The organism is Candidatus Defluviilinea gracilis (assembly GCF_057138825.1).
Genome location: NZ_DBNHEF010000025.1, coordinates 1 through 22,742 on the forward strand (window position 1 = coordinate 1; position 22,742 = coordinate 22,742).

At 54.4% G+C, this 22,742-nt stretch carries 19 protein-coding genes; 12 read left to right on the top strand and 7 right to left on the bottom strand.

What is annotated here, in order from left to right:
• Positions 1-615: 615 nt before the first annotated feature.
• Positions 616-1,869: a DUF1501 domain-containing protein gene (locus tag AC16KF_RS03125; RefSeq protein WP_484035833.1), complete on the bottom strand. Its 1,254-nt coding sequence runs from the start codon at positions 1,867-1,869 to the stop codon at positions 616-618.
• Between the two features lie 476 nt (positions 1,870-2,345).
• Positions 2,346-3,863, bottom strand: coding sequence for a DUF1800 family protein (locus tag AC16KF_RS03130; RefSeq protein WP_484035834.1), 1,518 nt, complete (start codon positions 3,861-3,863; stop codon positions 2,346-2,348).
• Between the two features lie 157 nt (positions 3,864-4,020).
• On the opposite strand from AC16KF_RS03130, the gene AC16KF_RS03135 reads away from it, so the two are divergent.
• Together AC16KF_RS03135 and AC16KF_RS03140 are read left to right on the top strand one after the other, a co-directional pair.
• Positions 4,021-4,278: an AbrB/MazE/SpoVT family DNA-binding domain-containing protein gene (locus AC16KF_RS03135; protein ID WP_484035835.1), complete on the top strand. Its 258-nt coding sequence runs from the start codon at positions 4,021-4,023 to the stop codon at positions 4,276-4,278.
• Positions 4,266-4,595: a type II toxin-antitoxin system PemK/MazF family toxin gene (locus AC16KF_RS03140; protein WP_484035836.1), complete on the top strand. Its 330-nt coding sequence runs from the start codon at positions 4,266-4,268 to the stop codon at positions 4,593-4,595. Before AC16KF_RS03135 ends, AC16KF_RS03140 begins: the two co-directional genes overlap by 13 nt.
• Positions 4,596-4,602: 7 nt before the next feature.
• On the opposite strand, the gene AC16KF_RS03145 is transcribed toward AC16KF_RS03140, so the two are convergent.
• Together AC16KF_RS03145 and AC16KF_RS03150 are read right to left on the bottom strand one after the other, a co-directional pair.
• Positions 4,603-5,946: a nicotinate phosphoribosyltransferase gene (locus AC16KF_RS03145; RefSeq protein WP_484035837.1), complete on the bottom strand. Its 1,344-nt coding sequence runs from the start codon at positions 5,944-5,946 to the stop codon at positions 4,603-4,605.
• 152 nt (positions 5,947-6,098) lie between these two features.
• Positions 6,099-7,115: a cysteine hydrolase family protein gene (locus tag AC16KF_RS03150; RefSeq protein WP_484035838.1), complete on the bottom strand. Its 1,017-nt coding sequence runs from the start codon at positions 7,113-7,115 to the stop codon at positions 6,099-6,101.
• Positions 7,116-7,252: 137 nt separating this feature from the next.
• On the opposite strand from AC16KF_RS03150, the gene AC16KF_RS03155 reads away from it, so the two are divergent.
• From AC16KF_RS03155 to AC16KF_RS03175, 5 genes are all read left to right on the top strand, one after another.
• On the top strand, positions 7,253-7,825 hold the full coding sequence (locus tag AC16KF_RS03155; RefSeq protein ID WP_484035839.1) for an FHA domain-containing protein: 573 nt from the start codon (positions 7,253-7,255) through the stop codon (positions 7,823-7,825).
• A gap of 123 nt (positions 7,826-7,948) precedes the next feature.
• Positions 7,949-9,232: an AI-2E family transporter gene (locus AC16KF_RS03160; protein WP_484035840.1), complete on the top strand. Its 1,284-nt coding sequence runs from the start codon at positions 7,949-7,951 to the stop codon at positions 9,230-9,232.
• Positions 9,177-9,362, top strand: a complete 186-nt coding sequence (locus AC16KF_RS03165) for a hypothetical protein (RefSeq protein ID WP_484035841.1) — start codon at positions 9,177-9,179, stop codon at positions 9,360-9,362. The genes AC16KF_RS03160 and AC16KF_RS03165 overlap by 56 nt, the downstream gene beginning before the upstream one ends.
• An 86-nt stretch (positions 9,363-9,448) precedes the next feature.
• Complete coding sequence (locus AC16KF_RS03170; protein ID WP_484035842.1) at positions 9,449-10,462, top strand: P1 family peptidase; 1,014 nt, start codon at positions 9,449-9,451, stop codon at positions 10,460-10,462.
• Positions 10,462-12,132 (top strand): hypothetical protein, encoded by a 1,671-nt coding sequence (locus AC16KF_RS03175; protein WP_484035843.1) that lies wholly within the window; start codon positions 10,462-10,464, stop codon positions 12,130-12,132. The genes AC16KF_RS03170 and AC16KF_RS03175 overlap by 1 nt, the downstream gene beginning before the upstream one ends.
• Positions 12,133-12,258: 126 nt before the next feature.
• Here AC16KF_RS03175 and AC16KF_RS03180 read toward each other — a convergent pair whose 3' ends face one another.
• Complete coding sequence (locus AC16KF_RS03180; RefSeq protein WP_484035844.1) at positions 12,259-12,642, bottom strand: phage holin family protein; 384 nt, start codon at positions 12,640-12,642, stop codon at positions 12,259-12,261.
• A 35-nt stretch (positions 12,643-12,677) separates the two neighbouring features.
• Entirely contained in the window at positions 12,678-13,670 is a 993-nt protein-coding gene (locus AC16KF_RS03185) for a GNAT family N-acetyltransferase (RefSeq protein WP_484035845.1), read from the bottom strand.
• A gap of 167 nt (positions 13,671-13,837) precedes the next feature.
• Between AC16KF_RS03185 and AC16KF_RS03190 the strand changes: the two genes are divergently transcribed.
• From AC16KF_RS03190 to AC16KF_RS03205, 4 genes are all read left to right on the top strand, one after another.
• A complete protein-coding gene (locus AC16KF_RS03190) occupies positions 13,838-16,309 on the top strand; it encodes an ATP-dependent Clp protease ATP-binding subunit (protein ID WP_484035869.1) in 2,472 nt (823 codons plus the stop codon).
• Positions 16,310-16,317: 8 nt separating this feature from the next.
• Entirely contained in the window at positions 16,318-17,712 is a 1,395-nt protein-coding gene (locus AC16KF_RS03195) for a hypothetical protein (protein ID WP_484035846.1), read from the top strand.
• A gap of 146 nt (positions 17,713-17,858) precedes the next feature.
• Complete coding sequence (locus AC16KF_RS03200; protein WP_484035847.1) at positions 17,859-19,859, top strand: choice-of-anchor J domain-containing protein; 2,001 nt, start codon at positions 17,859-17,861, stop codon at positions 19,857-19,859.
• Between the two features lie 166 nt (positions 19,860-20,025).
• Positions 20,026-20,349, top strand: a complete 324-nt coding sequence (locus tag AC16KF_RS03205; RefSeq protein ID WP_484035848.1) for a cupin domain-containing protein — start codon at positions 20,026-20,028, stop codon at positions 20,347-20,349.
• 122 nt (positions 20,350-20,471) lie between these two features.
• Here AC16KF_RS03205 and AC16KF_RS03210 read toward each other — a convergent pair whose 3' ends face one another.
• Positions 20,472-21,716 carry an MFS transporter gene (locus AC16KF_RS03210; protein ID WP_484035849.1) on the bottom strand — a complete coding sequence of 415 codons (1,245 nt, stop codon included), beginning with the start codon at positions 21,714-21,716 and terminating at the stop codon, positions 20,472-20,474.
• Positions 21,717-21,848: 132 nt separating this feature from the next.
• Here AC16KF_RS03210 and AC16KF_RS03215 point away from each other — a divergent pair, with 132 nt between their 5' ends.
• Positions 21,849-22,685, top strand: a complete 837-nt coding sequence (locus AC16KF_RS03215) for a GNAT family N-acetyltransferase (RefSeq protein WP_484035850.1) — start codon at positions 21,849-21,851, stop codon at positions 22,683-22,685.
• The last annotated feature ends 57 nt before the right edge of the window (positions 22,686-22,742 follow it).

Consider the following 22,742-nt stretch of genomic DNA (forward strand, 5'->3'; position numbering starts at 1 on the left):
CAAGTGTCGCGGCTTGTTGATCCGTTACGAAAAGAAAGCGAAAAACTATCTCGCCCTGCTTCAGTTTGCCTGCGCTATGCTTTGGTTTCGCAGATTGGCTCAGAATGCCTTTTGAGATAATTTCTTAGAGCGCTGCTCGAAGGGGGAAAAGGGCGCGCCGATTATTCAAGCGAATCGGGGTGAGGTCTCAAAACCCTCCTCCGTCTCCTCCAGGGGGAGAAGCTAAAAACCATCCTCAAACAAACCGTTGACTTGGAAATTCATCATCGTCATCACGCAGAAAAGGACTCGCCACCCTGAACTCCCTTGAGAGAGAGGCTAACGGATGAGCCGATTGCTCAAGGGAATCGGGGGTGAGGTACTCAAATCCCTCTCCCCTCTCTCCTGATGAACTTTGAGAAAATAACCTCGTATTCTGTGTAGGGCGCGTTCTCTTACGACAACCACACGATTACTCTTCACCGCGCCGAAGCAGAAGAAGACGGAGGATTACGTGACGGGGAGGTTTGGATGATGAAAAGTAAGTTCTTTAACCGCTAAGCGCGCGAAGTTCGCCAAGAAGAACTTTTTAAATCTTTGCGTGCTTGGCGAACTTGGCGGTGAAAGATGCTCTTGTTATCCCTGCACGACCCCAAGATTCTTCCAATCAGTATACATGGGGAACACATCAACCAGCGCGGGATTCTTCAATCGTTTTTCGACAACTTCTCCCAACACATCGCGGTAATCGGTGGTGATGTTGAGGTCTATGCCTTCATACAGATTCTCTGGCGCGAGACCAGGCCATTGACCATAAACTTTTCCGCCGTTCACGCCGCCGCCGAGGACGAACATGCAGTTGCCGTGTCCGTGATCGGTGCCGTCGGAGGCGTTTTCTTTCACGCGCCGCCCAAACTCAGACATCGTCACGATGGTCACGTTCTTTGCCCTATCGCCGAGATCGTGATACAGCGAAGCCAAGCCCGATGAAAATTCGTTGAGCAACGTGGGCAATTCGCCTTCGAGTTGTCCCTGCTGGTTGTGCGTGTCCCAGCCGCCGATGTCCACGCACGCGACTTCGAGTCCGATCTCGGCTTTGGCAATTTGCGCGACTTGTTTCATCGCCATGCCGAATTCCGTTTCGGGGTATGCCGCCCCGCCCGAAGGCGTGTAATTGTTTACGTCAATCTTGTCGAGAATGTTCACCGCGTTAAAAGTTTCCACCGCGTCCCCATCCAGCGACGAGCCAAGGTTATATAACGACTCGAGTCTTGCGCGGATCTCCGTCAGTTGAGAAACATCACCCTGCAAGTGAAAATCCGAAATGGATTTGAGAGTCGTGACGGGGATCGGTCCGCGCAGGGCGGCTTGCATCACGCCTCCCATGCCGATCGCGCGGAAGGGCGATTCATTCTGCCAGGGGGCTGTCTGCAAGTGGCGACCGATCCAGCCTGTGGGAATTGATTTCTCGCCTGGCGTGCCGCGCTCCATGTAGTCCATGGCGTCGAAGTGAGAGTGAGTCGGGTCGGGCGAACCAACCGCATGGACGAGGGCGAGCGTCTTTTCATCCCAAAGATCTTTGAGCGGACGAAGCGAGGGATGCAGTCCGAAAAATCCATCGAGGTCAATTCCAGTTTTGTCGCTTCCATCTTCGGGTTCGGGGATCGCGAGCGCGGAACGATTCTCGTAATAATGCGGGTCGCCGTGCGGGATGACCGCGCTGATGCCGTCCATGCCGCCGCGTTGGAAAACGACGACGAGGATGTCGCCAGCAGGCTGGACGCCTTGCGGCGCGAACGCCATGCGCGGCATCCATGCGGGGAGCGCGGGCGCGACCGCGAAACTGCCAGCGAGTTTGAGGAAATCTCTGCGTGAAATTTGTGTGTTCATTCGTTGTCCTTTGTGTGATTCTTAGCCACAGAGTTCTCTGAGAAAAGAATTTGGAACTCAATGCTCTCGGTGTCCTCTATGGCTGATCTTTGCACGACCAACTTACCTCAATACATGCCCGTTCTAATCCCGAAGGGATGGCAATGTTATAGAAAATAGCGATTGTGGATTCAAATCCCGAAGCGTCGCGTGGCGCCGTGGCGACAGATGACATTTCTTTGACGCACTGACACCCCTTCGGGGTTGAATGTGATACATCCTTCATTACTATAATCATTTGACCCCTTTGGGGTCTCACGATTTCTCCGCAAGGTGAGTTATCTCATCTGATGTTACGCAAGAACGCTCCTGATCGTGAAATATTTTTTGTGAGAGTGACTACCGTCCACGAATAAAGCCACGAATTCTCGAATGGCGACGCGCCTATTCGTTTATTCGTGAGTATTCGTGGATGGTTTGCTACTGCATAACATCACTTACCTCATCTGAAAATGCGGCGAGCCGAGGATCAAGCCCGCGATGGAGGGAATATCTTTATCGAGATCACCCGAAGATGCGAAGTCAACAAGAATCGCGCGGGCATTATCGGGCAAACGTTGACCGAGGAATTGCAGGCTCAACACGTCAACAACATCTTCGGCAGAGGCGGCGTCGCGGGTCAAATTTTTCAAGTCCACTTCCATGCCGCGGATCTGATTCGAGGTGAGGAGCAAGCCGAAGTTCCAACGGTCGAGCAAGCCGCTCGTTGTTGACCAATATTCTTCGTTGTCGGGGAAACCGTTGGGCGGCGACCACGTGAACGGAACCTGCCCGAGCAGGCGCAGATGTTCTTGAATCTTGCGTCCATTGCGCCCGTTGACTGTCAGAGTTGCATCGGTGAGCCGCAAAGTCGAAATGAAGAAGTCCAACGGCTTCTTGAATTTTTGTCCCGCCGATGACTTGAACGAATCGGATTGAACGATCGCGCGCAGAAGCGAACGGACATCACCGTCAGTTTGGGTAAAGACTTGCGCGAGCGAGTCCACAACTTCAGGTGAGGGTGAATCGGAAATGAATCGCACCGCCAGTTTATGGCTGATGAACTTCGCCGCGCTGGGATGACTCGCCAGCATATCGAGGATCATCATGCCCTCGTCTTCGCCGCCAGAGGAGATCATCATGCCGAGAACATGTTTTTCTCCACTGTTGTGAATCTCAGGATTGAAGAAGTACGTGCCAGGTTCCTTTTTTCGATCGCGCGGACTAACCACCGTCCAGCCTGTGAGGGCGCGCGCCACCTCTTCGACATCATGATGCGAGTATCCCGAGTCCACACCGATGCTGTGTAATTCCATTAACTCGCGCGCATAATTTTCATTCGGCGCTGTGCCGATGCTGGTCGCCTGATCGAGAAAGACCAACATGGCGGGGCTATGCGCGGAAGCGTGTAACAGGTCACTGAATTTTGCAAACGCGTTCGGGCGGATGGTCTTGAGGTCGTCATCGGTCTTTAAAGTTTTACATGCGTTCTTCGCAATGTAGATGCTGAAGTGATTTCCCCAAAAATCCACCATCGTTTCAAAGAGTTGACGTTCGCTGTATCGCTGGCGGAGCAGAGTTGCTGTGATCAACTCCTGCACGGGCAAGCCTTTTTTCTCCAATCTGAATCGCTCAGCAGGAGTCATGCTGAATGTGGTGAACTGATCCATCATCTTATCGGTCGCGTCATCGGGAATCGATTCGGGGAAAAGTTGTTCTTCGATGAATGCGGAGAGTCCGATGCGTTTCGCTTTCTCGATCATCGCGGGCGTGGCGCCAAATGTCATTCGCTTCAACGTGTGAACGAGCAAGGCTTCATCATCGAGCGGTTGAGGCGGCAGGGTTGGGAACGCAGTCCCGACAGGCGCGGCTGTCGGTGTGTGCGTCATCATCTCGTTCGGCGCGCAGGAGGCGAGCGCGGTCCATGCGGCGAACATGCCAGACATTTTGAGAAAATCGCGGCGGGTGAGGGTCATATCAACTCCTTGCGCCAAGTGTAAAGGGATTCCTTGAAAAGGCAATTACCCCGCTGTAAAATCTTTGTAAAAAACGCAGGTTCCATTTCCCCGTTCTCGCATTTGACCGATTTCCGTTCCGTAAGTACAATGTGCTTACACAACAGGAAAGGCAGTTATGAACTCCATTAGAACCCAGGTAGTGAAGATCGGCAATTCGCGCGGTGTTCGCATCCCCAAACCCTTCATCGATCAAACGCGCCTCGGCAACGAAGTAGAGATCGCCGTCCAACGAGGGACGATCGTCATTCGTTCTATTTCGCGTCCGCGCAACGGCTGGGCTGAGCAATTCCGCGCCATGGCGGAACAAGGCGACGATCAGTTGCTCGATAAACCGACGCAAACAAAGTGGGATAGAAGCGAATGGGTATGGTAGTCAAACGATTCGAAGTCTATCTTGTCAGTCTCGACCCCACCAAAGGCAGGGAGATCAAAAAGACTCGCCCCTGCCTGATCGTTTCACCCAATGAAATGAACGAGCACATTTCCACGGTGATTATCGCGCCGATGACAACGCGCGGTCACGCATACCCCACTCGAGTCGCATGCGCATTTCAAGGCAAGCGAGGTCAGATCGTTCTCGACCAGATTCGCACGGTGGATAAAGTTCGTCTCGTGAAGCGCCTGGGACAGATTAGCACAACGACACAAAAAGAAGTCCTTGCGCTTTTGGCTGAAATGTTCGCAGAATAAATTCCCCTCACCATACGCGTTCCAAATTTTCATTCGCCAAAGGTCTTCGCCCGATCTTTGCCATGTCCACCCATTCGCCGTGAAGTTTCACGCGCACCACGTCGGCGGTGAAATCCGTCACGGTGCCGCCGTTGTTGTTGAATAGCCACGAACCCACCGCGTAAATATCGGCAGGGACTCCCAACTTCTCGAACTTGCGGATCTTCTCGGGAGCGAACCCGCCCGAGACGACGATCTTGACATTGCGACAATACTCACGCGCCGCGTCTTTCCAGACGGGGGGTATGCTCCAGTTTTCCCAAGCCGAATCCAACCCCTGACGGACGTTGAACACCAGCCGCGGGTTCACTCCCAGATCGAGCGCGGGGTCGCCCAGCGGTTCGACAGACACATCGCGCAAAGTTCCACTCGTGTCCAAACGGACTCCGTACAAAATATATTTCGAGGCTTCCGCTTCATCGCCGAGGTCGCACAACTCTTTATACTTCGCAAACATTTTTTCCATCACACGCTGAGTATCGCCCACCGAATCGTTGTTGAAGTCCACCAGCGCAATGCGCGGGATGCCAGCAGGCAGGATGCGCGAGAATTGCATCATCGCTTCCGCTGTGTCGCCGAGGAAGGATGCGATCGCCGCGTGCGCGACCGTTCCGCCGCCCGCGCCGCCCCACCAATCGCCTTGCGCGTCGGTCGAAACATATGAACTGATCTCGTGCGAGTGATCTGCATTGAAGCGTTTGATGGCGATATTGTAGGCGTATCCATCCGCGGCTTGGACTTCGTGCAGATCGAACCGCGCAGGGAAAAATAGGACTGGCTTGCCGCGCGCGGCGGTCAGCGTTTCGTAGACATTGGTTGCCACGCGACTCGAACGAGTCAACACGCCCAGCGACGGCGTTTCAAGCAACGCGAAATCGCGATACCGCCCGCGCACCTTGATAACAGGCTCCGCGTTCAACGGGTTGCCATCCGATTTGACCACCGTCCCATCGTGGACCGCCCACACTTCGAGTTTGTCTGACGTGTCTACAAAAGTATCGCCATCCCAATACCCCGTACAATGACGGAGCATCGCCAGCGATTTATCAATGCCGACAACGATCGTGTTGCCAAGTCGGCGCGTGAACCATTGCATCTCCACTTCGATGTCGCCAACTTCGATGTTCTTCGCGGAAACATCGACAGGCAAATTATGCTTTTGACCGGAATAGATATATTTTTCTGAGGCGAGCGCGGTGAGCATCCGCCCGATGTTCTCGAAATATTTGTCCGAGTACCAGCCGCGGCGCATGCGTTCGATATCGAGTTTGAAGGTGTCGTTGGTGAGGCGGGAGAGGTTGAAGATGGTCATGGGGGGAGGGGAGTAATTGGTAAGTGGTAATTGAGGAGGGGTGGAGAATTGGGAGAATTAGAGAATTGGAGGATTGAGATTAGAGACTGGAGATTGGAGGCTGATGTGGGTTACAAGTTACTACGTGCTTACCTGTCTACTTGTTTCCTTGTTTACGACAAGAACTCATCCACCGACTTCACAACGTTCATGCCTGCCTCAGCAAAACGCGCGTATGCCGCGTCTGCCGCGTTGGTGTGGTCTACCACGTTGGGGACGACGACGGGCGAGGAGCAATCTTCGAGCAGATAGACTTTCTTCGCAAGGGATGAGTCCGTGGCTTGGATGTCGTTGAGCAGGTCTTGCACCGTCCATGCGACGCAGTGACTCTTGGCTTGACCCGCGATGATGAGTTTATCCACTTGTTGAAGTTGCTGGATAAATTTTGGGTTATGCGTGCCAAGAGTCTCGCCCATGGGACCCGTCAGCACTTCGGGACCGATCGCGGAGTAGTTTTCGGTGAAGGGTTTATCGCCCTTCATCGCGATTTCATATTGCGTGTTGCGCGCAATCGAATGGAAGAACAATGCCTCTTCAACAGACGAGACCAGCGCGTGACCGATTCCACCGAGCATGGCGTGATAGGGCCAGACGGTAAGCGCGTATTTGCCTTTCTTCTCCAACTCTTCGGCGTAGTGGATCAACATTTGCTGTCCGTATTCGGGGGCGAGGTTGAATTCATCGGCGAGGGCGGGGTTGAATTTCCATGTACCATCGCGTAGTTTGGCGACATGAATGTCGCTGTACGGGGTGGGGTGATTGCCATCTGAATCCACGAAAAAGATCGCGTGAAAAATTTGCATCGTCTGGTGCGTGTCCATGGTGGCGGTGATGTGGGTGATGTTCGCGAGGTTGCGATAGATGAATTCGCACAAGCGAATGTTATCGTCCACGGCGCCGCGCCCACTGCGACCGCCGACGTAGAGTTCGAACTCGGGGATGCAGAAGGTGTTTTGCGCGTCGATCAGCAGAAGGTGAGTACGCGTCGAGGAAACTGAAGCAGATGTAAGGGCGTGCAGACGCGCCCAGTCCCGCGCTTGCTTGGCGCGTTCTTCGTAGGGAATTCTCCAAACTGTGTCCACTTTATCGGCATCGAAAAATTCAGGGATGGGCAATTTGCGTTCGTTCATTTCACGTCCGTTATTTTCTGCCTCGAGGGTAACTTGTTGGCATACAATTCGTCCTGTTCCAAGTATAACGCTTTAATAAACAGGGTTTGACTTTTTTTCTTGAACCTTGTACACTTCGGAAGCGAGGAGAAAAACTCATGGCTCAGTACCAACTCATCATGCGGACAGGTCCCACCCCCGGCGCGGTGTTTGCCCTCGAGGGCGATCAACTCACCATCGGGCGCGATTCGACCAACGAGGTCACGATCAACGACGCGGAAGTGTCGCGCCGTCATGCGCGCCTGACGTTTCAAGGCGGCAAATTCGTGTTGGAGGATCTCGGCTCGACCAACGGGACGTTTGTGAACGGTCAGCGGTTGGCGGGTCCGCGCGTGTTGAAGGCGGGCGAGGTGGTTTCGTTCGGCGAGCAGATCGTGTTGGTGTTTGAATCATCCACGTTCGATCCTGCCGCTACGATTGCTTCTCCGCGCGCCGCGGCGGTTCCTTCGGCGTCACGACCGGTGACGCCGCCTCCTCCGCCCGCGCAATACGCGGGGAACGTGCCAGCCAGCCCGGTCATGGAGCCCGCGCCGGCGAAGAAAACCAACTTGACCCCGATCATCATCGCCGTCGGCGCATTGATGGTGATTTGCGTGTGCGGCGGCATCCTTTGGTATATCGATGCCAACTTCCTGTGGTGCACCTTCCTGCCGTTCCTGGGCGGGTGCTAAGCCAAAACCATTGTAAAACCCATAGAGACTTCGGATGTCTAACAGGCATCCGAAGTCTTTTTTTACCGTTGCCAAAGCATCTTCTCTTGGCTAGAATAGGGGCATCCACTTGGAGAACAACTCATGGCACAAGACTCTGCATCCTCCCCGCGCTGGGGGTCAACCACAAAATTACTGGCTGGGCTGGTGATCCTCGGCATTGTGACCTTTTTGATCACCCGTTTCTCCAACTTGATCACGCCGTTGCTGATCATCTTTATTTTTGCGTATCTCCTGCACCCGATCACCTCCTTCATTTCAAAAAACCTGCGCATTTCGTGGAAGGCGTCTGTGAACCTTCTGTTTCTTGCGCTCCTGATCCTCCTCGTAAGCCTGCTCACGCTGGGCGGCGTGGGGCTGGTGGGGCAAATCCAAAGCCTGGTCGCATCGGTGCAGGATATCCTCGCGAATCTGCCCGGCTTCATCAGCGATCTTTCCGGGCGAGTCTTTGAGATCGGTCCATTCAAATTGGATATGCACACTGTCGATTTGCAAGACATCAGCCAGCGGTTGCTTGCCTACGTGCAACCGCTTCTCGGGCAAACGGGTAACCTGCTAGGCACAATCGCGGGCGGCGCGGCGGGGATCTTGGGCTGGACGTTCTTCATCCTGCTGGTTTCCTATTTTGTGATGGCGGAATCCAGCGGCTTGCAAAGCGACTTGATCAAAGTGGATGTGCCCGGCTACAACGAGGATTTCCGCCGGCTGGGCAGTGAACTTAGCCGCATCTGGAACGCCTTCCTGCGCGGGCAGTTCTTCATCTTCGCGCTTGCCGCGGTGGTATTTACCATCCTCTTCTCGATCCTGGGCGTGAAGTACGCCATCGGGTTGGCATTCATGGCGGGGCTGGCAAAGTTCCTGCCCTACATCGGACCGCTCATCACCTCCACAACCATCGCCCTGGTCACGTACTTCCAGCTTGCCAAACCCTTTGGGTTGGAGCCGCTCTGGTATACCGTCATCGTGCTTGTTGTCACCTCAGCCATAGACAATATCATCGACAATCTCATCACGCCGCGCATCATGGCGCGGGCGCTCAAGGTGCACCCCGCCGCGGTGTTGGTCACCGCGCTGATCTTCGCCAACCTGCTGGGGATCATCGGCGTGGTGATCGCCGCGCCGTTGCTTGCCACAGTCATGCTACTGGGCAGATACATCACGCGCAAGATGTTCGACCTCGACCCATTCCCGGCGGAAGACGACAAACAAAAAGATACGGAGCCAGACCTGATCGGCCGCGTTACCAAATTTTTCAAATCGAAATTCGGACCGCAAGAAGTCCCGATGATCGAAATCCCCAAGGAGCAAAACAATGAACAACAACCACCACGGCGAACCTCAAACCGAAACGCTCGCCGAAACCGATAACTTCATGGCATGGCGCGCCGAAGAGCCCGACGGCGAAACCACCTATCACATCGAGTTGAACAACGTCACCGTGCATTTTTTTGAGGAAGAGTGGCGCGAGTTCATGCAATTGATTCGCGACCTGAAGTAACCCATAGCCACAGAGACCGCAGAGAGTTTGAGAAAAACTCAGAGAACTCTACGCGCTCTGTGGCTAAACTTTTTCCATATCCGAGAATGAAACTCAACAACGCCATCACCGACGCGCGCGGCATCGAGGTAGGGCACGCGCAGGATGATGACGCGCTCACCGGGTGCACAGCCATCCTCTGCCGCAAAGGCGCGGTGGCGGGCGTGGACGTGCGCGGCGGCGGACCCGGCACGCGCGAAACCGATCTATTGAATCCAATGAATCTCGTGCAAAAAGTTCACGCCATTGTATTGGCTGGCGGCTCGGCATTCGGTCTCGACGCGGCAAGCGGCGTGATGAAATATCTCGAGGAAAAGAAAATCGGATTCAACACCGGCGCGGCGAAAGTGCCCATCGTCCCTGCGGCGATTCTCTACGACTTGAACCTCGGTCGCGCCGACGTTCGGCCCGATTCGGCCATGGGATACCTCGCCGCATCCCGAGCCTCGTCCGCCGCTCCTGCGGAGGGAAACGTCGGGGTCGGCGCGGGCGCGTCGGTTGGCAAGATGTTCGGCGCGTCACTGGCGATGAAAGCCGGGGTGGGCACAGCCAGCCTCCACGTGGGAGGGGGCGTGATCGTCGGCGCGCTGGTCGCTGTCAACGCGATTGGCGATGTGATCGATCCGCGCACCGGGCAAATCATCGCGGGGCTTCGTTCGGGCAGGGTTGGTCCCTTGCGTGTGGGGAAAACGCATCCATTTGCCGACACGCTCGCAATGATGAAAACAACCATCGGTCGCGGCATCCTCGGTTTCGCATCGCGCGGCAACACGGTCATCGGCGTTGTGGCGACGAATGCAAGCTTGACCAAAGCGCAGGCTACCAAAGTGGCGCAAATGGCGCACGATGGTCTCGCGCGAGCCATCCGACCCGCGCACACCATGCTCGACGGCGACACGATCTTTGCATTATCTACGGGAACAAAGCAAGCGGATGTCTCCATGATTGGCGCGTTCGCCGCCGAGGCGATGGCAGAGGCGATCCTCCGCGCGGCGCGAACGGCAAAATCAGCCGGCGGGTTGCCGGGGCTGATGGATTCGGCGCGCGAAAATTTTTCCTGATGAAGATCGGCATAAGAGGCTGGGAGGTCGCAACTTTATTGTTAGGCGGGATCGTTTCGTTTTTTGCCGCAGGCTTTTTCCATCACTTTTATCCATCGCTCTGGGGGTTCATTCTGCTAACAATTCTTCTCAACATCCTCTGCGCCTATTTTTTTGAACTCGTCAAAGCGCGCATGGTCGCTCTGTGGAAGGTGCAGGAGATGATTGGACTGCTGGCGTTGGCGGCGGGCGTGGTCTTCCTGGGTCTCACCATGCAACTCCTGTCTCACTATCCACAATTATTTTTGCGCGAACTCTTTTTTCTTGAGCCAAGCCGCATCCCCGCGTTTTTGGGTTTGACCATTGCCGCCAAGGCGGGGATGGTTTTTCTCTTTCAAAAGCAAGGCGAGAGTCGTTGGCGCGAGTCGCGTTTTGCGGCATGGTTGTCTCAAAATCTGCCGGGTTTATTTCTTGCGTCAGCCATCGCCGCCGCCACATTCGCCCTGGCAACCACATTCAGTCATCCTGAATTTATATACTCGGATAATTACTTTGACACCGACCCCGGAGACTGGATGAACCGCCTGACAGCCAATTTGGATGATGTGACGGTCATGCGGCCCGTTCACCCTCTCGCCTTTCTCATCTTTCGTCCGCCAGTCTGGCTGTTTTCGTTGGTCCTAAACGGCAACACATTCTACGCGGCGCTCCTGTTCAATTCGATGCTGGGCGGGGCGTGCATCTTTCTCGCATGGAAATTCTTCAACCAACGGACAAGCAACTCAACCTACGCCCTTTTGATCGCGGGCTTGCTCGGCCTGTCGAATTCGCATCTGATCCTGAGCGTCTTTCTCGAGTCGTACATGTTTTCGGCGGCGGCATTGATCGTCTTTTTGCTTTTGCTCCAACGGGAAGAAAAAACGCCGGCGCGTCTTGCGCCTGCCGGGCTTCTATCCTTTGGCATCACCATGACGAATTTTATCCAAACGTGCATTCTTTTTTTCGTCTCAACCCCGCGGATCAAAGCCATCGTCCATTATGTTCTGATCGTTCTGCTTCTTGCCGTATCTCTCGCGTTCGTTCAAGACGCGCTCTATCCATCCAGCGACCCGTTCTATCTCCCCTCCTCATATTCTCAAGAAGAAAATTACCGCTTCGACCTCTTCAAGGCGCAACCCCACAGCGTGAGCGGACGCGCCAACGCGCTGGCGCGGTCGATGTTGATGTTCAGCCTCGTGGCGCCCCAGCCGTTGATCTTGCTGGAGGAGACCGGCTGTAACTTTCCGTGCTCGATGGTCTATTATTTCGACAAGGGCGGGACCTATCACATCAGTTCCTATGCGGGTTTTGGCAGGGCGCTCGTGTTTGCCTGGCTGATCATGCTTGCGCCAGCGGGATGGTTTTTTCTGCAAAAATTTTATAACTCACCCAAGGCGTTTGCCTTGTCAATGGCATTGTTGCTCAACCTGCTATTCAACTTTACCTTGCACATGAACTACGGCGACGACTTCATGCTCTACTCCCCGGATTGGACGTACGCGCTTGTGTTTTTCTTCGGCATATCATACGAGGGATTGTCAGAAAAGAAATGGGCGCAATTCATTCTCTTGATCTTCTTAACGGGATTGATGTTGAACAACCTGAATCTATTCCGCGAGATATTGAAGGCTGTCGCGCCTTTTTACGGATGAGCGCGTAAGTGACGCAAGGTTCACCTTGCGAGCAGGGGTATGCCCCCGATATCCGCGCCACACGCAGCAATTTAAACGAAAAACTCCGGGCTGGTCGCCCGGAGTTTTTTTTGAGTCTCGCGCGAACTATGCTTTTTTACCCTTCAACTCATCCTTCAGGATCAACGTCAATACCACGCTCACCACGCTGACCACCAACCCGCCGAGAAAGGCGTTCCACCAAACGGGGTCGCTGATCGACAGCATGATGCCGAACGATTGCCCGATCACGCTTGTGAGCCAGAACAGGAAGGTATTGATCACCAAGGTGAACAGTCCCAGCGTGAGGATGATGAGCGGACAGGTGAGGAACTTGAGCAACGGTCTAAACAACGCATTGACCAAGCCAAAGATCAGCGCGAGCCACAGAATGGAAATGGGTTCGCCGTTTAGCGCGATGCCCGGCAGAAGCAATGCCGCCAGGTACAGGGCGATCGCGTTGACGCAAAGTCGCACAATAAATTTTGTCATAGTCGCTCCTCTTTTCAAATTCTTATACGAGAGAGTCACAGACGGGTTGCATCCGCGCGCATCCAAATTAACGTGCGGCGGGGTTTGAAGCCTGCGGAGGCGATGGCGTCGGTCAACTCGCCGCCGGGAAAATCGAGTAAAAGGGACGAGTGATATCGCAGAGCCCGCCGGGCGTGGATGAGCAGGGACTTCACCGCCTCCGCCTCCCTTGCGGTTGATTCGCCAGCGGAGGCAAGAATCAGGGAAGCCGACCGCCTCCCATGCGGAGCGGACGAGAGCGTTGCGGCCAATTCCCCGTTTTGTATCGCCGCCCATTGCGCGATCTCGCTATCCGTGAACAGGTTGGAGAGCCACGCCCAAAAACCCGGTCGAAGGGAGTTGAAACTCCAATGGTGGTACCAGGCAATCACGTCGGGGTAGACGCGGCGAAGCCAGCTTTGTTGTTGAATCCAGAAATCGGCGCGCCGAGGAACAATGCGAACATCCGAATCGATTGCGAGGAGGGCTGAGTCGGGGTTCGCCGTCCATGCGGTTCGGCGGGTGATTTCGTGGAATCCCAAATCTTCGTACAGTTTGACCGCGCCGGGATTGTCTTCGCGCACGTGAAGCCAGAGGGCGGTGGTATTTTTTTCGCGGGCTTGACGCATCACGCGTTCGGTGAGCGCGCGCGCAATGCCGTGGCGGCGATGATCGGGATGCGTCGCCACGTTGGCAATGAGATGAATGCGTTTGCCCTTGTCGCGGAAGGGGATGAGGCTGGCGTTGCCTACGATGCGGTCATTCTCTTCCCACACGTAACCCATCAACGGCATGGAGGTGGTCTCTGCCACATGGTTTGCCCAGCGTAAAAAGCCTTCGTCCCTGCCCGCTTTCCTCATATCGTCCACGTAGCGCTGACCATCGTTGTCCATCGCGCTCGAGAAGCACAACTCGATCAAGTCTGCCACCTTCGAGAGGTCGCGCAACATATTGAGCGGCCGCATGTGCGGATGGTCTTTGGCTTTGACCGGGAGGGTGATCGTGGTCATGCATGGAATTATAGTACCGTTGTTGCAATGCAAGGAGGAGATAACTTCATGAATTCCAACGTTCCTCTTACGCCGCATTGACAGACCGCCGATGCGGTGTTTGTTATAATGCGCCGCATATCGTAGTAACGACTTAAGTCGTTACTACGGGAGGAACAAACCCCATGATGCGATTTGACCGATTTACCGAGAGAGCCCAAGAAGCCGCCCAACGCGCCGCGGAGATCATCCAGCGCTATGGGCATAATCAAATTGATACTGAACACATCCTGCTGGCGTTGATCGAACAGCCCGGCGGGGTGATTCCCCAAATTTTAGAAAAACTTAGCGTCAGCCCCGAAGCGTTGACCGAGAGACTCGACGCGACGTTGCGCGCCAGCCCGAAAGCCAACATCTTCGGCGGCGGCGCGGGACAAATTTTTATCACGCCGCGCGTCAAGCGGATCATTGATCTTGCGAACGAGGAAGCGAACCGACTCAAAGACGAATACATTTCCACCGAACATATCTTCCTCGCCATTCTGACGGAGCGCAACACACCCGCCGCGCGGATCTTGGAATCGGCGGGACTCACGCGCGACCGCGTCTACGCCGCAGTGCAGGATTTGCGCGGCGGACAACGCGTCACCGACCCGCAGGCTGAGACGCGCTATCGCACATTGGACAAATACTCGCGCGACCTCACGCAATTGGCGCGTGAAGGCAAACTCGATCCCGTCATCGGACGCGATAATGAAATTTTGCGACTTATTCAAATCCTTTCACGCCGCACGAAGAACAACCCCGTGTTGATCGGCGAAGCGGGCGTGGGCAAGACCGCCATCGTGGAAGGTCTCGCGCAGAAGATCGCGAACAACGATGTGCCGGAGATTTTGAGCGGCAAAAGGGTGGTGGCGCTCGACTTGGGCGCAATGATCGCAGGGTCCCGATTTAGAGGCGAGTTTGAAGAGCGACTCAAAGCCGTGATGGAGGAAGTCCAGCGCGCGCAGGGCGACATCATCATGATGATCGACGAACTGCACACGGTCGTCGGCGCGGGCGCGGCTCAAGGCGCGATGGACGCGTCTAACATGCTCAAGCCCGCGCTTTCGCGTGGCGAATTGCAAGCCATCGGCGCGACGACGTTGGATGAATATCATAAGTACATCGAAAAAGACGCCGCGCTCGAACGCCGCTTCGCTCCGATCTATGTGGAGGAGCCGAGCGTGGACGATACGATCAAAATGCTTCAAGGTTTGCGCGATCGTTACGAAGCGCATCACAAAGTCCGCTTTGCGGATGATGCGTTGGTTGCCGCGGCTCGTTTGGCAGACCGCTACGTGACCGATCGAAAACTGCCCGATAAAGCCATCGACCTGATGGATGAAGCCGCCGCGAAATTGCGCGTGGCTTTGTATTCGATGCCGCCCGATCTTAAGGCGCAAAAGACTGAAATCGAAAAATTGCAAGCCGAAGAGGAACAGTCTGGCTTGAACCGCGATTACGAACGCGCCGCGCAGAAAAAATCGGAGCGATTGCGAATCGAAGAAGAGTATCAAGAGAAGCGCGATAAGTGGGAATCGGAACACCAGCTTGATGAAGTGGTGGATGTGGACGACATCGCCAGCGTGGTGCATCAATGGACGGGCATTCCCGTCACGCAAATGCTCGAAACCGAATCGCAAAAACTTCTGCACATGGAAGCGCGATTGCATGAGCGCATCATCGGGCAGGAGGAAGCCATCCACGCCATCTCCGACGCGATCCGCCGCGCGCGAAGCGGACTCAAAGACCCGTCGCGCCCGATCGGTTCGTTCATCTTCATCGGGCCATCGGGTGTCGGCAAAACGGAACTCGCCAAAGCCCTCGCGTGGTTCATGTTCGACGATGAAGAAGCGCTCGTGCGCATTGACATGTCGGAGTATCGCGAACAGCACACCGTGAGTCGACTCTTCGGCGCGCCGCCTGGATACGTCGGCTATGAGGAAGGCGGTCAACTCACCGAAGCCGTCCGCCGCCGCCCGTATCGAGTCGTCTTGTTCGATGAGATCGAGAAGGCGCATCCCGAAGTGTGGAACGCGCTGTTACAAATTTTGGATGACGGGCGTCTGACGGATGGTCAAGGCAATGTGGTGGACTTCCGCAACACGGTTCTCATCATGACCTCGAATCTGGGTACCGAATACGTGAGAAAAGGCGGCACCCTCGGCTTTTTACAATCCAAAGCCACCGACGAGGAACGCGACCAGCACGACAAGATCGAGAAAGCGTTGAAAGGCGCGTTCCGTCCTGAGTTCTTGAACCGCATCGACGAGATCATCATGTTCTCGCCGCTGACTCTCGAACAAATGGAAGAGATCGTCATCCTGCAAATGAAAGAAGTGCAAGACCGCTTGAACGAACACAACATCACTGTGCAACTCACCGACGCGGCGCGCAAGTGGCTCGCAAAGGAAGGTTACGATCCCGCGTTCGGCGCCCGCCCGTTGCGACGCGCGATCCAAAAGAATGTGGAGAGTCCGCTTTCGATGGAGTTGCTCGGCAACAAGTTCAAAGACGGCGCGGCTGTGACGGTGGATGTGGACGAGAAGAGCGAGAAGATTATCTTCCACACGGCTGAGCCAGTGAAGAAGAAAAGCAAACAGCACGCGGAGGCATAAAACGCGATGTGGCGGCAGTTCAACTGCCGCACATCTTTGTGGTTATGAACAAAAAACCGTTTAGTGTCTTAATCTCAATAGGCTTGCTTCTTTTTCTTGCCTTTACTCTGATTGTTACTCGCATTAATGCAGGTGATATTCATCTCTTGGAAGATGTCACTCCGACTGTAGTGCCTCCTGACATTCTCACTGAGATAGCGCCTACACCCCAACTTCTCTTGCAAGAAGATACAAATCCATTGTTCAACCCAGCGATTCAATCCTCGCCACCAGCAATTGACCTTCAAAAAATGTACCCGATATTCCCAGAAAGACCCAGTTCCGAATCGATCATCGAAACAAAACTCGATGGCGTTTTAATGGGGAATGGTATGCTTAGGTCAATCGAGCCTCCGGTTATTTTACATGGTGAGGAAGTGGGAAAATATGAATTAAGCGATCTTGCATGGGAGGAATGGACATTTGATTCTTTCATTACAATCTGGCCTGGCTTTCTAACGGCATCTCCATCTCAAGGTATATTGTGGGTGCAAATTGTGCCTCACCACAAACAATATCAAGACAGGTTAATATTACAAAGTCCACTTCAAGCCGGTGAGCTAAGTGTTGGCGGAGCAAGAGGGGAGAAAATAATTTTGAATTCAGAACAAGGTCAAACATTCTACTTTGATGTGCCTAGTTTAAGTTTCGTGGATTCTCTCGAGGAAGAAGTCTCAATTGCGCCTACCTCCACGTCAGCCGAAACAGTCATATCGCCGCAATCAGAAGATGCGCCCGATTTGCCTATTGATGCCCTCGACTATCAACCTGTAAACATACCTTTGGACTCTTCCATTAGCAAACCAGACGATTACGATTGGTTCCATTACTACTCTAGTGTGCCGGGCACTATTACAGTATCTGTGATCTCGCAAACAGGAAACTATGGAATAAGAGTCATACTTGTAGACAGCAACCAGTTGGGTGCGATTGTCGAAGAAAATAACTCATTAGGAACGGATAGCAAGCGAGTCACAATATCGAATGCTCCAAGCGGCGATTATTTGGTCAGAATATGGAGCTTGGATGGTTCATATAGCGAAAAGCATCGTTACACTTTGCAGTTTGAGGGTCCCTCACAGGATAAAATCACTCCAATTCTCGAATGTGTCGCCGAAAACCTCGATGGAACATATACAGCACGCTTCGGCTATGAGAATCCCAATTCATTTGTAGTTGTATTAGATTCTGATAACTATCAAAATAAATTTGAGCCAGCCCCAAATTTCCGAATTGGGCAGCCTGAAGTTTTTGCGCCCGGTCGAGTTAGCGATTGGTTCAGTATCCTGTTTGATGATAGCTTAACATGGGAACTCGATGGGAGCATTGTAACTGCCAATCGCAACTCGCCAAAATGCTCGTAAAGGAATAATAAAGATCGGAAGAAACTAAAAGTTGCGGGAGCAGTTCAATTGCTCCCACAACTTTTTATTGAGGGAGGAAAGAGTTCCTAATGTCAAATTCACAGATTCACGGTAAGATGCAGGGAACTTAAAAGGAGAAAACTTTCATGGAATTAAACAACAATCAATCGTCGAACAACACGACAAAGATCGTCGGGGGCATTGTTGCCATTCTGCTTTGTTGCGCGTGCGTCGTCATTGCCGCGGCGGGCTATTTGGTCTATCAAGCGGCGCAGAATATCCCTACCGATTTTCCGCCGCCCATTGATGTCTTTGAAACCCCATTGCCCACACCGGAGATCGAACGCCCAACCACCGACGAGATCTCTACCGAGACCGTTGAAACGCTGGCAGATACGCTCGTGCCGGAGAATGATCCCTACGAACTGGCGTGTCGTTTGCAAAATATCTGCAATGTGCCTACCACTGTCCCCGGTAAGCAATACAAACTAGGCGATCAAGAAACGTTCTGGGTGACAAATGTGGATACGGTGGAAAATTTCCAAGCCAAAGCCACCTTGCGGTACGTTGGCGACCATATCTATTTCTGGATCGAGAATGGCGTGAAATACGATGAAAGCGACTTGAAGCGACTCGGCGATACCTTCGAGAATCAGATGTACCCGACCAACCGCGAATTCTTCGGCAGTGAGCCAAACCCAGGCATTGATAATGACCCCCGCATCTACATTCTGTACGTGCGCGGCACCGGCGCCTCGAACGCGGGATATTTCTCCACGCCCGATGAATACAACCCCCTCGTCAAGGAATTTTCGAACGGGCACGAGATGTTCTTCTTCAATGCCGACAACATGGATTTAGGCGCGGAAGACACCTACGGCACGCTTGCGCACGAATTCCAGCACATGATCCACTTCAACACCGACCGCAATGAAGCCTCATGGATCAACGAAGGTTTCGCGATGGTCGCCGAGCTGTTGAACGCTTATCCCATTTACTTTGACTATTACTACATTACCGATCCCGACCTTAACCTGACCGACTGGTCGCCCGACCCCGGCTCGAACGGACCTCATTATGGGCAATCCTTCCTCTACCTTGCCTACTTCCTTGATCGGTTTGGGGAGGATGCGACAAAAGAAATGGTGAAGCACCCCGAAAACGGACTCGCCAGCATCGACCAGACTCTCGCCGACCTCAACATCACCGACCCGCAAACCGGGAAGGTCGTCACTGCCGACGATGTGTTCATGGATTGGGCGGCGACCATGTGGCTCCAGAATGAATCGGTTGGCGATGGGCGCTATCACTACGGAAACTATCCCGATGCGCCGAACATCTCCGTATCGCAATCCATTGATTCGTGCCCGCAATCCACCAGCGGGTCGGTCAACCAGTACGGCATCGACTATTTCACGATCAACTGCGAGGGAGATCACATCTTGAAGTTCAGCGGCTCGACCGTGGCAAAACTCCTACCCGCCGACGCGCACTCCGGCAAATACGCGTTCTGGTCGAACAAGGGCGACGAATCGGATATGACCCTCACGCGCGAGTTTGATTTCACTAATGTCAGCGCGCCGATCACGTTCTCGTATTCGATGTGGTACGACCTCGAGACCGATTACGATTATCTCTTCGTTGAAGCCTCCACCGATGGGCAGACGTGGCAGATCCTCACCACGCCGTCCTGCACGAACGAAGACCCCTCCGGCAATTCGTACGGTTGCGGCTACAACGGTCAGACCGGCGATTGGCAGCAAGAGGATGTTGACCTTTCGCAGTTCGCCGGCAAGAAAGTGCAGATCCGATTCGAGTACATCACCGACGCGGCGGTCAACGGCGAAGGCTTCCTGTTGGACGACGTTCGAGTGGACGCGGCAGGCTACACGTCCGATTTTGAAGCGGACGACGGCGGCTGGGTCGCCGAAGGATTCGCGCGTGTCGAAAACGTTCTCCCGCAGACGTTCCGCCTGTCTCTCATCGTCAAAGGCGATACGACCACTGTGACTCAAATCCCGGTCAACGCCGACCAGACGGCTGAATTCCCGCTTTCGCTGAAACCCGGCGAAGAGGCGATCCTCATCGTGACCGGCACGACGCGCTATACAAGACTCTCCGCGGCGTATCAGGTCGAAATCAAGTAAAAGTAAACACGTAGACAAGTAGACACGTAAACAGAACTTACGCAGTTGGCGGGCAGTTGTACTGCCGCCGCCGCAGTGCAACTACGGCGCAACAGGTTCACGTAGACAAGTAGACACGTAAATACGGATACAAGAGGTTTACCTGCCTAACTTGAATGGAGAAACAATGGCTACTGCTCCAAAATCTGAAATCCTTCACATGGCTGATCTGGTCGCTTATAACGACGGTTCTGTGGTCAGCCGCCAGATCACCAAAGCGGATGCGGGTAACGTCACGTTGTTCGCTTTCGACAAAGAGCAAGAGTTGAGCGAACACACCGCGCCATACGACGCGCTCGCGCATGTGTTGGACGGCGAAACCGAGATCAAAATCTCGGGCAAGCCGTTCCACTTGAAAACGGGCGACGCGATCATCATGCCCGCCGGTGAACCTCATGCGGTGAAAGCGTTGACGCGCTTCAAGATGTTGTTGACGATGATTCGGAAGTAAAAGTACACAAGAGATACGTAAACAGGCACACAGGAAAGAAGAATTTCCTTGTGTGCCTGTTTCCTTTTTAATATCCACGTATCTTCTTGTTTACGTGTTTACCTGTCTACTTGTTTACCTGTCTACGTATTTACCTGTTTACTCATCACCCCGCTGCCCCTCATATACGATAACGCCATGAACAACGGCACGAGAGACAAGAACCCCGCGATGACCGCCATCATTGTGTAACTCGAAGCGTCGAAGATGAATCCGCTGGAGAGACTGATGATCGCCGAAGCAAGCCCGACGAGGAAATCGTTTGTGCCTTGCGCGCGCGAACGCTCCACCGGCGAGAGTTGATCGGAAAGCAACGTCGAGCCGCCAACGAAACAGAAATTCCATCCCAAGCCTAACAAAAATAACGAAATGCCCAACGGCAACACATCCGGTGAGAGTGGGGCGGTGATGCAGGATAGCAAAAGAGTCAACGCGCCGATCAAGATCATCCTGCCGCGCCCGATCCTATCCAACAGCCAGCCTGAAATGATCGAAGGCGCGTACATGCCAAACGTGTGCGCCGAAATAACGGAGTAAATGTCGGCGCGGTTATGGTTATGGTCTTCCATGTGTAACGAGGTGATGACCATGATCGCCACCATCACCACCTGCCCCAGCATCATCGCAGTGACGGCGGTGATCGCCGCGGGTTGGCGCAGAGTCTCCAAAATGGGTCGCGCTTCACCGTGCGGAATCTCGGATGGATATTGCTTCGCCACTTCTTTGCCCACATCGCGCGGATCGGGGCGCAAGCCGATGAACACAAGAACGGCGGCGATGGCGAACAAGATCAACGTGGTGGCATAGGCGCCGGCGAGTTCATCCATGCCAAGCGAAACGACGAACCCGCTCATCGGCACGGCGGAGACGCGCGCCAGGATCGTCCCGATCACGCCGCCCAGTACCACCATCGAGATCGCCCGTCCGCGCCGGTCCGGCGGGTTCACTTCCGCCGCGGCAAAGCGGCCTAACTGCACCGCCGAGTTGGTCGCGCCCATCATCATCAAACCGAGGATGACCAGCAGGAAGGAAGCATGTTGGATGGCGAACAACACCAGAACATTTCCCAGAATGCCGATGAGCAAACCGGACACGATCCCGTTGCGCCGACCGATGCGATCCATGATGACGCCCCATGCCGAAGCCGATAACGCGCCGCTCAACAAATAGGCGGCGGTCGGCAGGGTTGCCCACGAACGGTCTGCGGCAAGTTTCGCGCCGAGGATGGGGTTGATCGCCGCCGCGGCGATGAATCCTGCCGACGCAAAACTTTGCGCGATGAAGAGCGTGAAGGTGATCTTTGATGCAATGCGTTTAAAGTCTGTCATGAAATTGTCCTCTTTGAACTTTGCGCTCGATGGCTCTCATGCCGTCGAAAACGGCTAAGCCCCGTAGTCTGTCATGAAATTGACCACATTGGACTGGCGGATTATACATGGGATGCGGGTAAAATTTATCGCATGGATTTCGACCTCCAGCCCGCTTCAGACCTGCCTCTGCCTGATCTCCTCCAGACGCTGAATCGCGGCTTTGAAGAATACCCTGTTCCCATCCATCTCAGCCTGTCGCAGTTCATCGACATGGTCCGCAAAGACAGCATCGACCTGACCGCCAGCCGCGTTCTGTTCGCGGACAACAAACCGCAAGGCGTGGCGTTAATCGCGCGGCGCGGCTGGACGAGCCGGCTCGCGGCGATGGGCATTGTCATCGAATCGCGCAACAGAGGCGCCGGCTCATGGCTCATGGAAAAATTGATCCGCGAAGCGCGCGAACGCGGCGACCACGAAATGACGCTTGAGGTGATCGAGCAAAACGATCCGGCCGTCCATCTCTACGAAAAATTTGGGTTTCAGATCATAAGACGCTTGATCGGTTTGATCCGGCGCGAGGCGGTGGAACTCGAAGACGCCGCGCTGCGGGAGATTGACGTTCGTGATGCGGGAGCCTTGATCTCGCAATTTGGTCTGCCCAACCTGCCGTGGCAACTCTCCGGCGAGACCATCGCCCAGATCACTCCGCCCGCGCGCGCATTCCATCATGGATCCGCTTTCATTGTGCTTTCAAACCCGGATGCTAATCACGTGGTGATCTGGTCCGTGCTGGTGAAACCCGAGGCGCGCGGAAACCGTCATGGCTCTCTTCTGTTGAAACAGGTGATTGCCAATCACCCAGGCAAGACCTGGCATGTGCCGGCGATCTGCCCGGAGGAACTAGCGGTAGTGTTCGAGCGCGCCTGCTTCGAGCGCGAGACCCTCTCGCAATGGCAGATGCGCCTCCCGTTGGGCGCCTCCACCTGAGAAAATTGTAAAGCGCCGAATCAAGTTGGGCGGCGGGTGAAGCGATATACTTTCCCC

What these genes read in the sequence shown, in the direction of transcription:
- AC16KF_RS03165 (WP_484035841.1), top strand. Translation starts at nt 9,177, where the DNA reads ATGAACAACAACCACCACGGCGAACCTCAAACCGAAACGCTCGCCGAA.
- AC16KF_RS03145 (WP_484035837.1), bottom strand. Translation starts at nt 5,946, where the DNA reads ATGACCATCTTCAACCTCTCCCGCCTCACCAACGACACCTTCAAACTC.
- AC16KF_RS03140 (WP_484035836.1), top strand. Translation starts at nt 4,266, where the DNA reads ATGGGTATGGTAGTCAAACGATTCGAAGTCTATCTTGTCAGTCTCGAC.
- AC16KF_RS03130 (WP_484035834.1), bottom strand. Translation starts at nt 3,863, where the DNA reads ATGACCCTCACCCGCCGCGATTTTCTCAAAATGTCTGGCATGTTCGCC.
- AC16KF_RS03210 (WP_484035849.1), bottom strand. Translation starts at nt 21,716, where the DNA reads ATGACAGACTTTAAACGCATTGCATCAAAGATCACCTTCACGCTCTTC.
- AC16KF_RS03205 (WP_484035848.1), top strand. Translation starts at nt 20,026, where the DNA reads ATGGCTACTGCTCCAAAATCTGAAATCCTTCACATGGCTGATCTGGTC.
- AC16KF_RS03190 (WP_484035869.1), top strand. Translation starts at nt 13,838, where the DNA reads ATGCGATTTGACCGATTTACCGAGAGAGCCCAAGAAGCCGCCCAACGC.
- AC16KF_RS03185 (WP_484035845.1), bottom strand. Translation starts at nt 13,670, where the DNA reads ATGACCACGATCACCCTCCCGGTCAAAGCCAAAGACCATCCGCACATG.
- AC16KF_RS03180 (WP_484035844.1), bottom strand. Translation starts at nt 12,642, where the DNA reads ATGACAAAATTTATTGTGCGACTTTGCGTCAACGCGATCGCCCTGTAC.
- AC16KF_RS03175 (WP_484035843.1), top strand. Translation starts at nt 10,462, where the DNA reads ATGAAGATCGGCATAAGAGGCTGGGAGGTCGCAACTTTATTGTTAGGC.
- AC16KF_RS03215 (WP_484035850.1), top strand. Translation starts at nt 21,849, where the DNA reads ATGGATTTCGACCTCCAGCCCGCTTCAGACCTGCCTCTGCCTGATCTC.
- AC16KF_RS03170 (WP_484035842.1), top strand. Translation starts at nt 9,449, where the DNA reads ATGAAACTCAACAACGCCATCACCGACGCGCGCGGCATCGAGGTAGGG.
- AC16KF_RS03125 (WP_484035833.1), bottom strand. Translation starts at nt 1,869, where the DNA reads ATGAACACACAAATTTCACGCAGAGATTTCCTCAAACTCGCTGGCAGT.
- AC16KF_RS03160 (WP_484035840.1), top strand. Translation starts at nt 7,949, where the DNA reads ATGGCACAAGACTCTGCATCCTCCCCGCGCTGGGGGTCAACCACAAAA.
- AC16KF_RS03150 (WP_484035838.1), bottom strand. Translation starts at nt 7,115, where the DNA reads ATGAACGAACGCAAATTGCCCATCCCTGAATTTTTCGATGCCGATAAA.
- AC16KF_RS03155 (WP_484035839.1), top strand. Translation starts at nt 7,253, where the DNA reads ATGGCTCAGTACCAACTCATCATGCGGACAGGTCCCACCCCCGGCGCG.
- AC16KF_RS03135 (WP_484035835.1), top strand. Translation starts at nt 4,021, where the DNA reads ATGAACTCCATTAGAACCCAGGTAGTGAAGATCGGCAATTCGCGCGGT.
- AC16KF_RS03200 (WP_484035847.1), top strand. Translation starts at nt 17,859, where the DNA reads ATGGAATTAAACAACAATCAATCGTCGAACAACACGACAAAGATCGTC.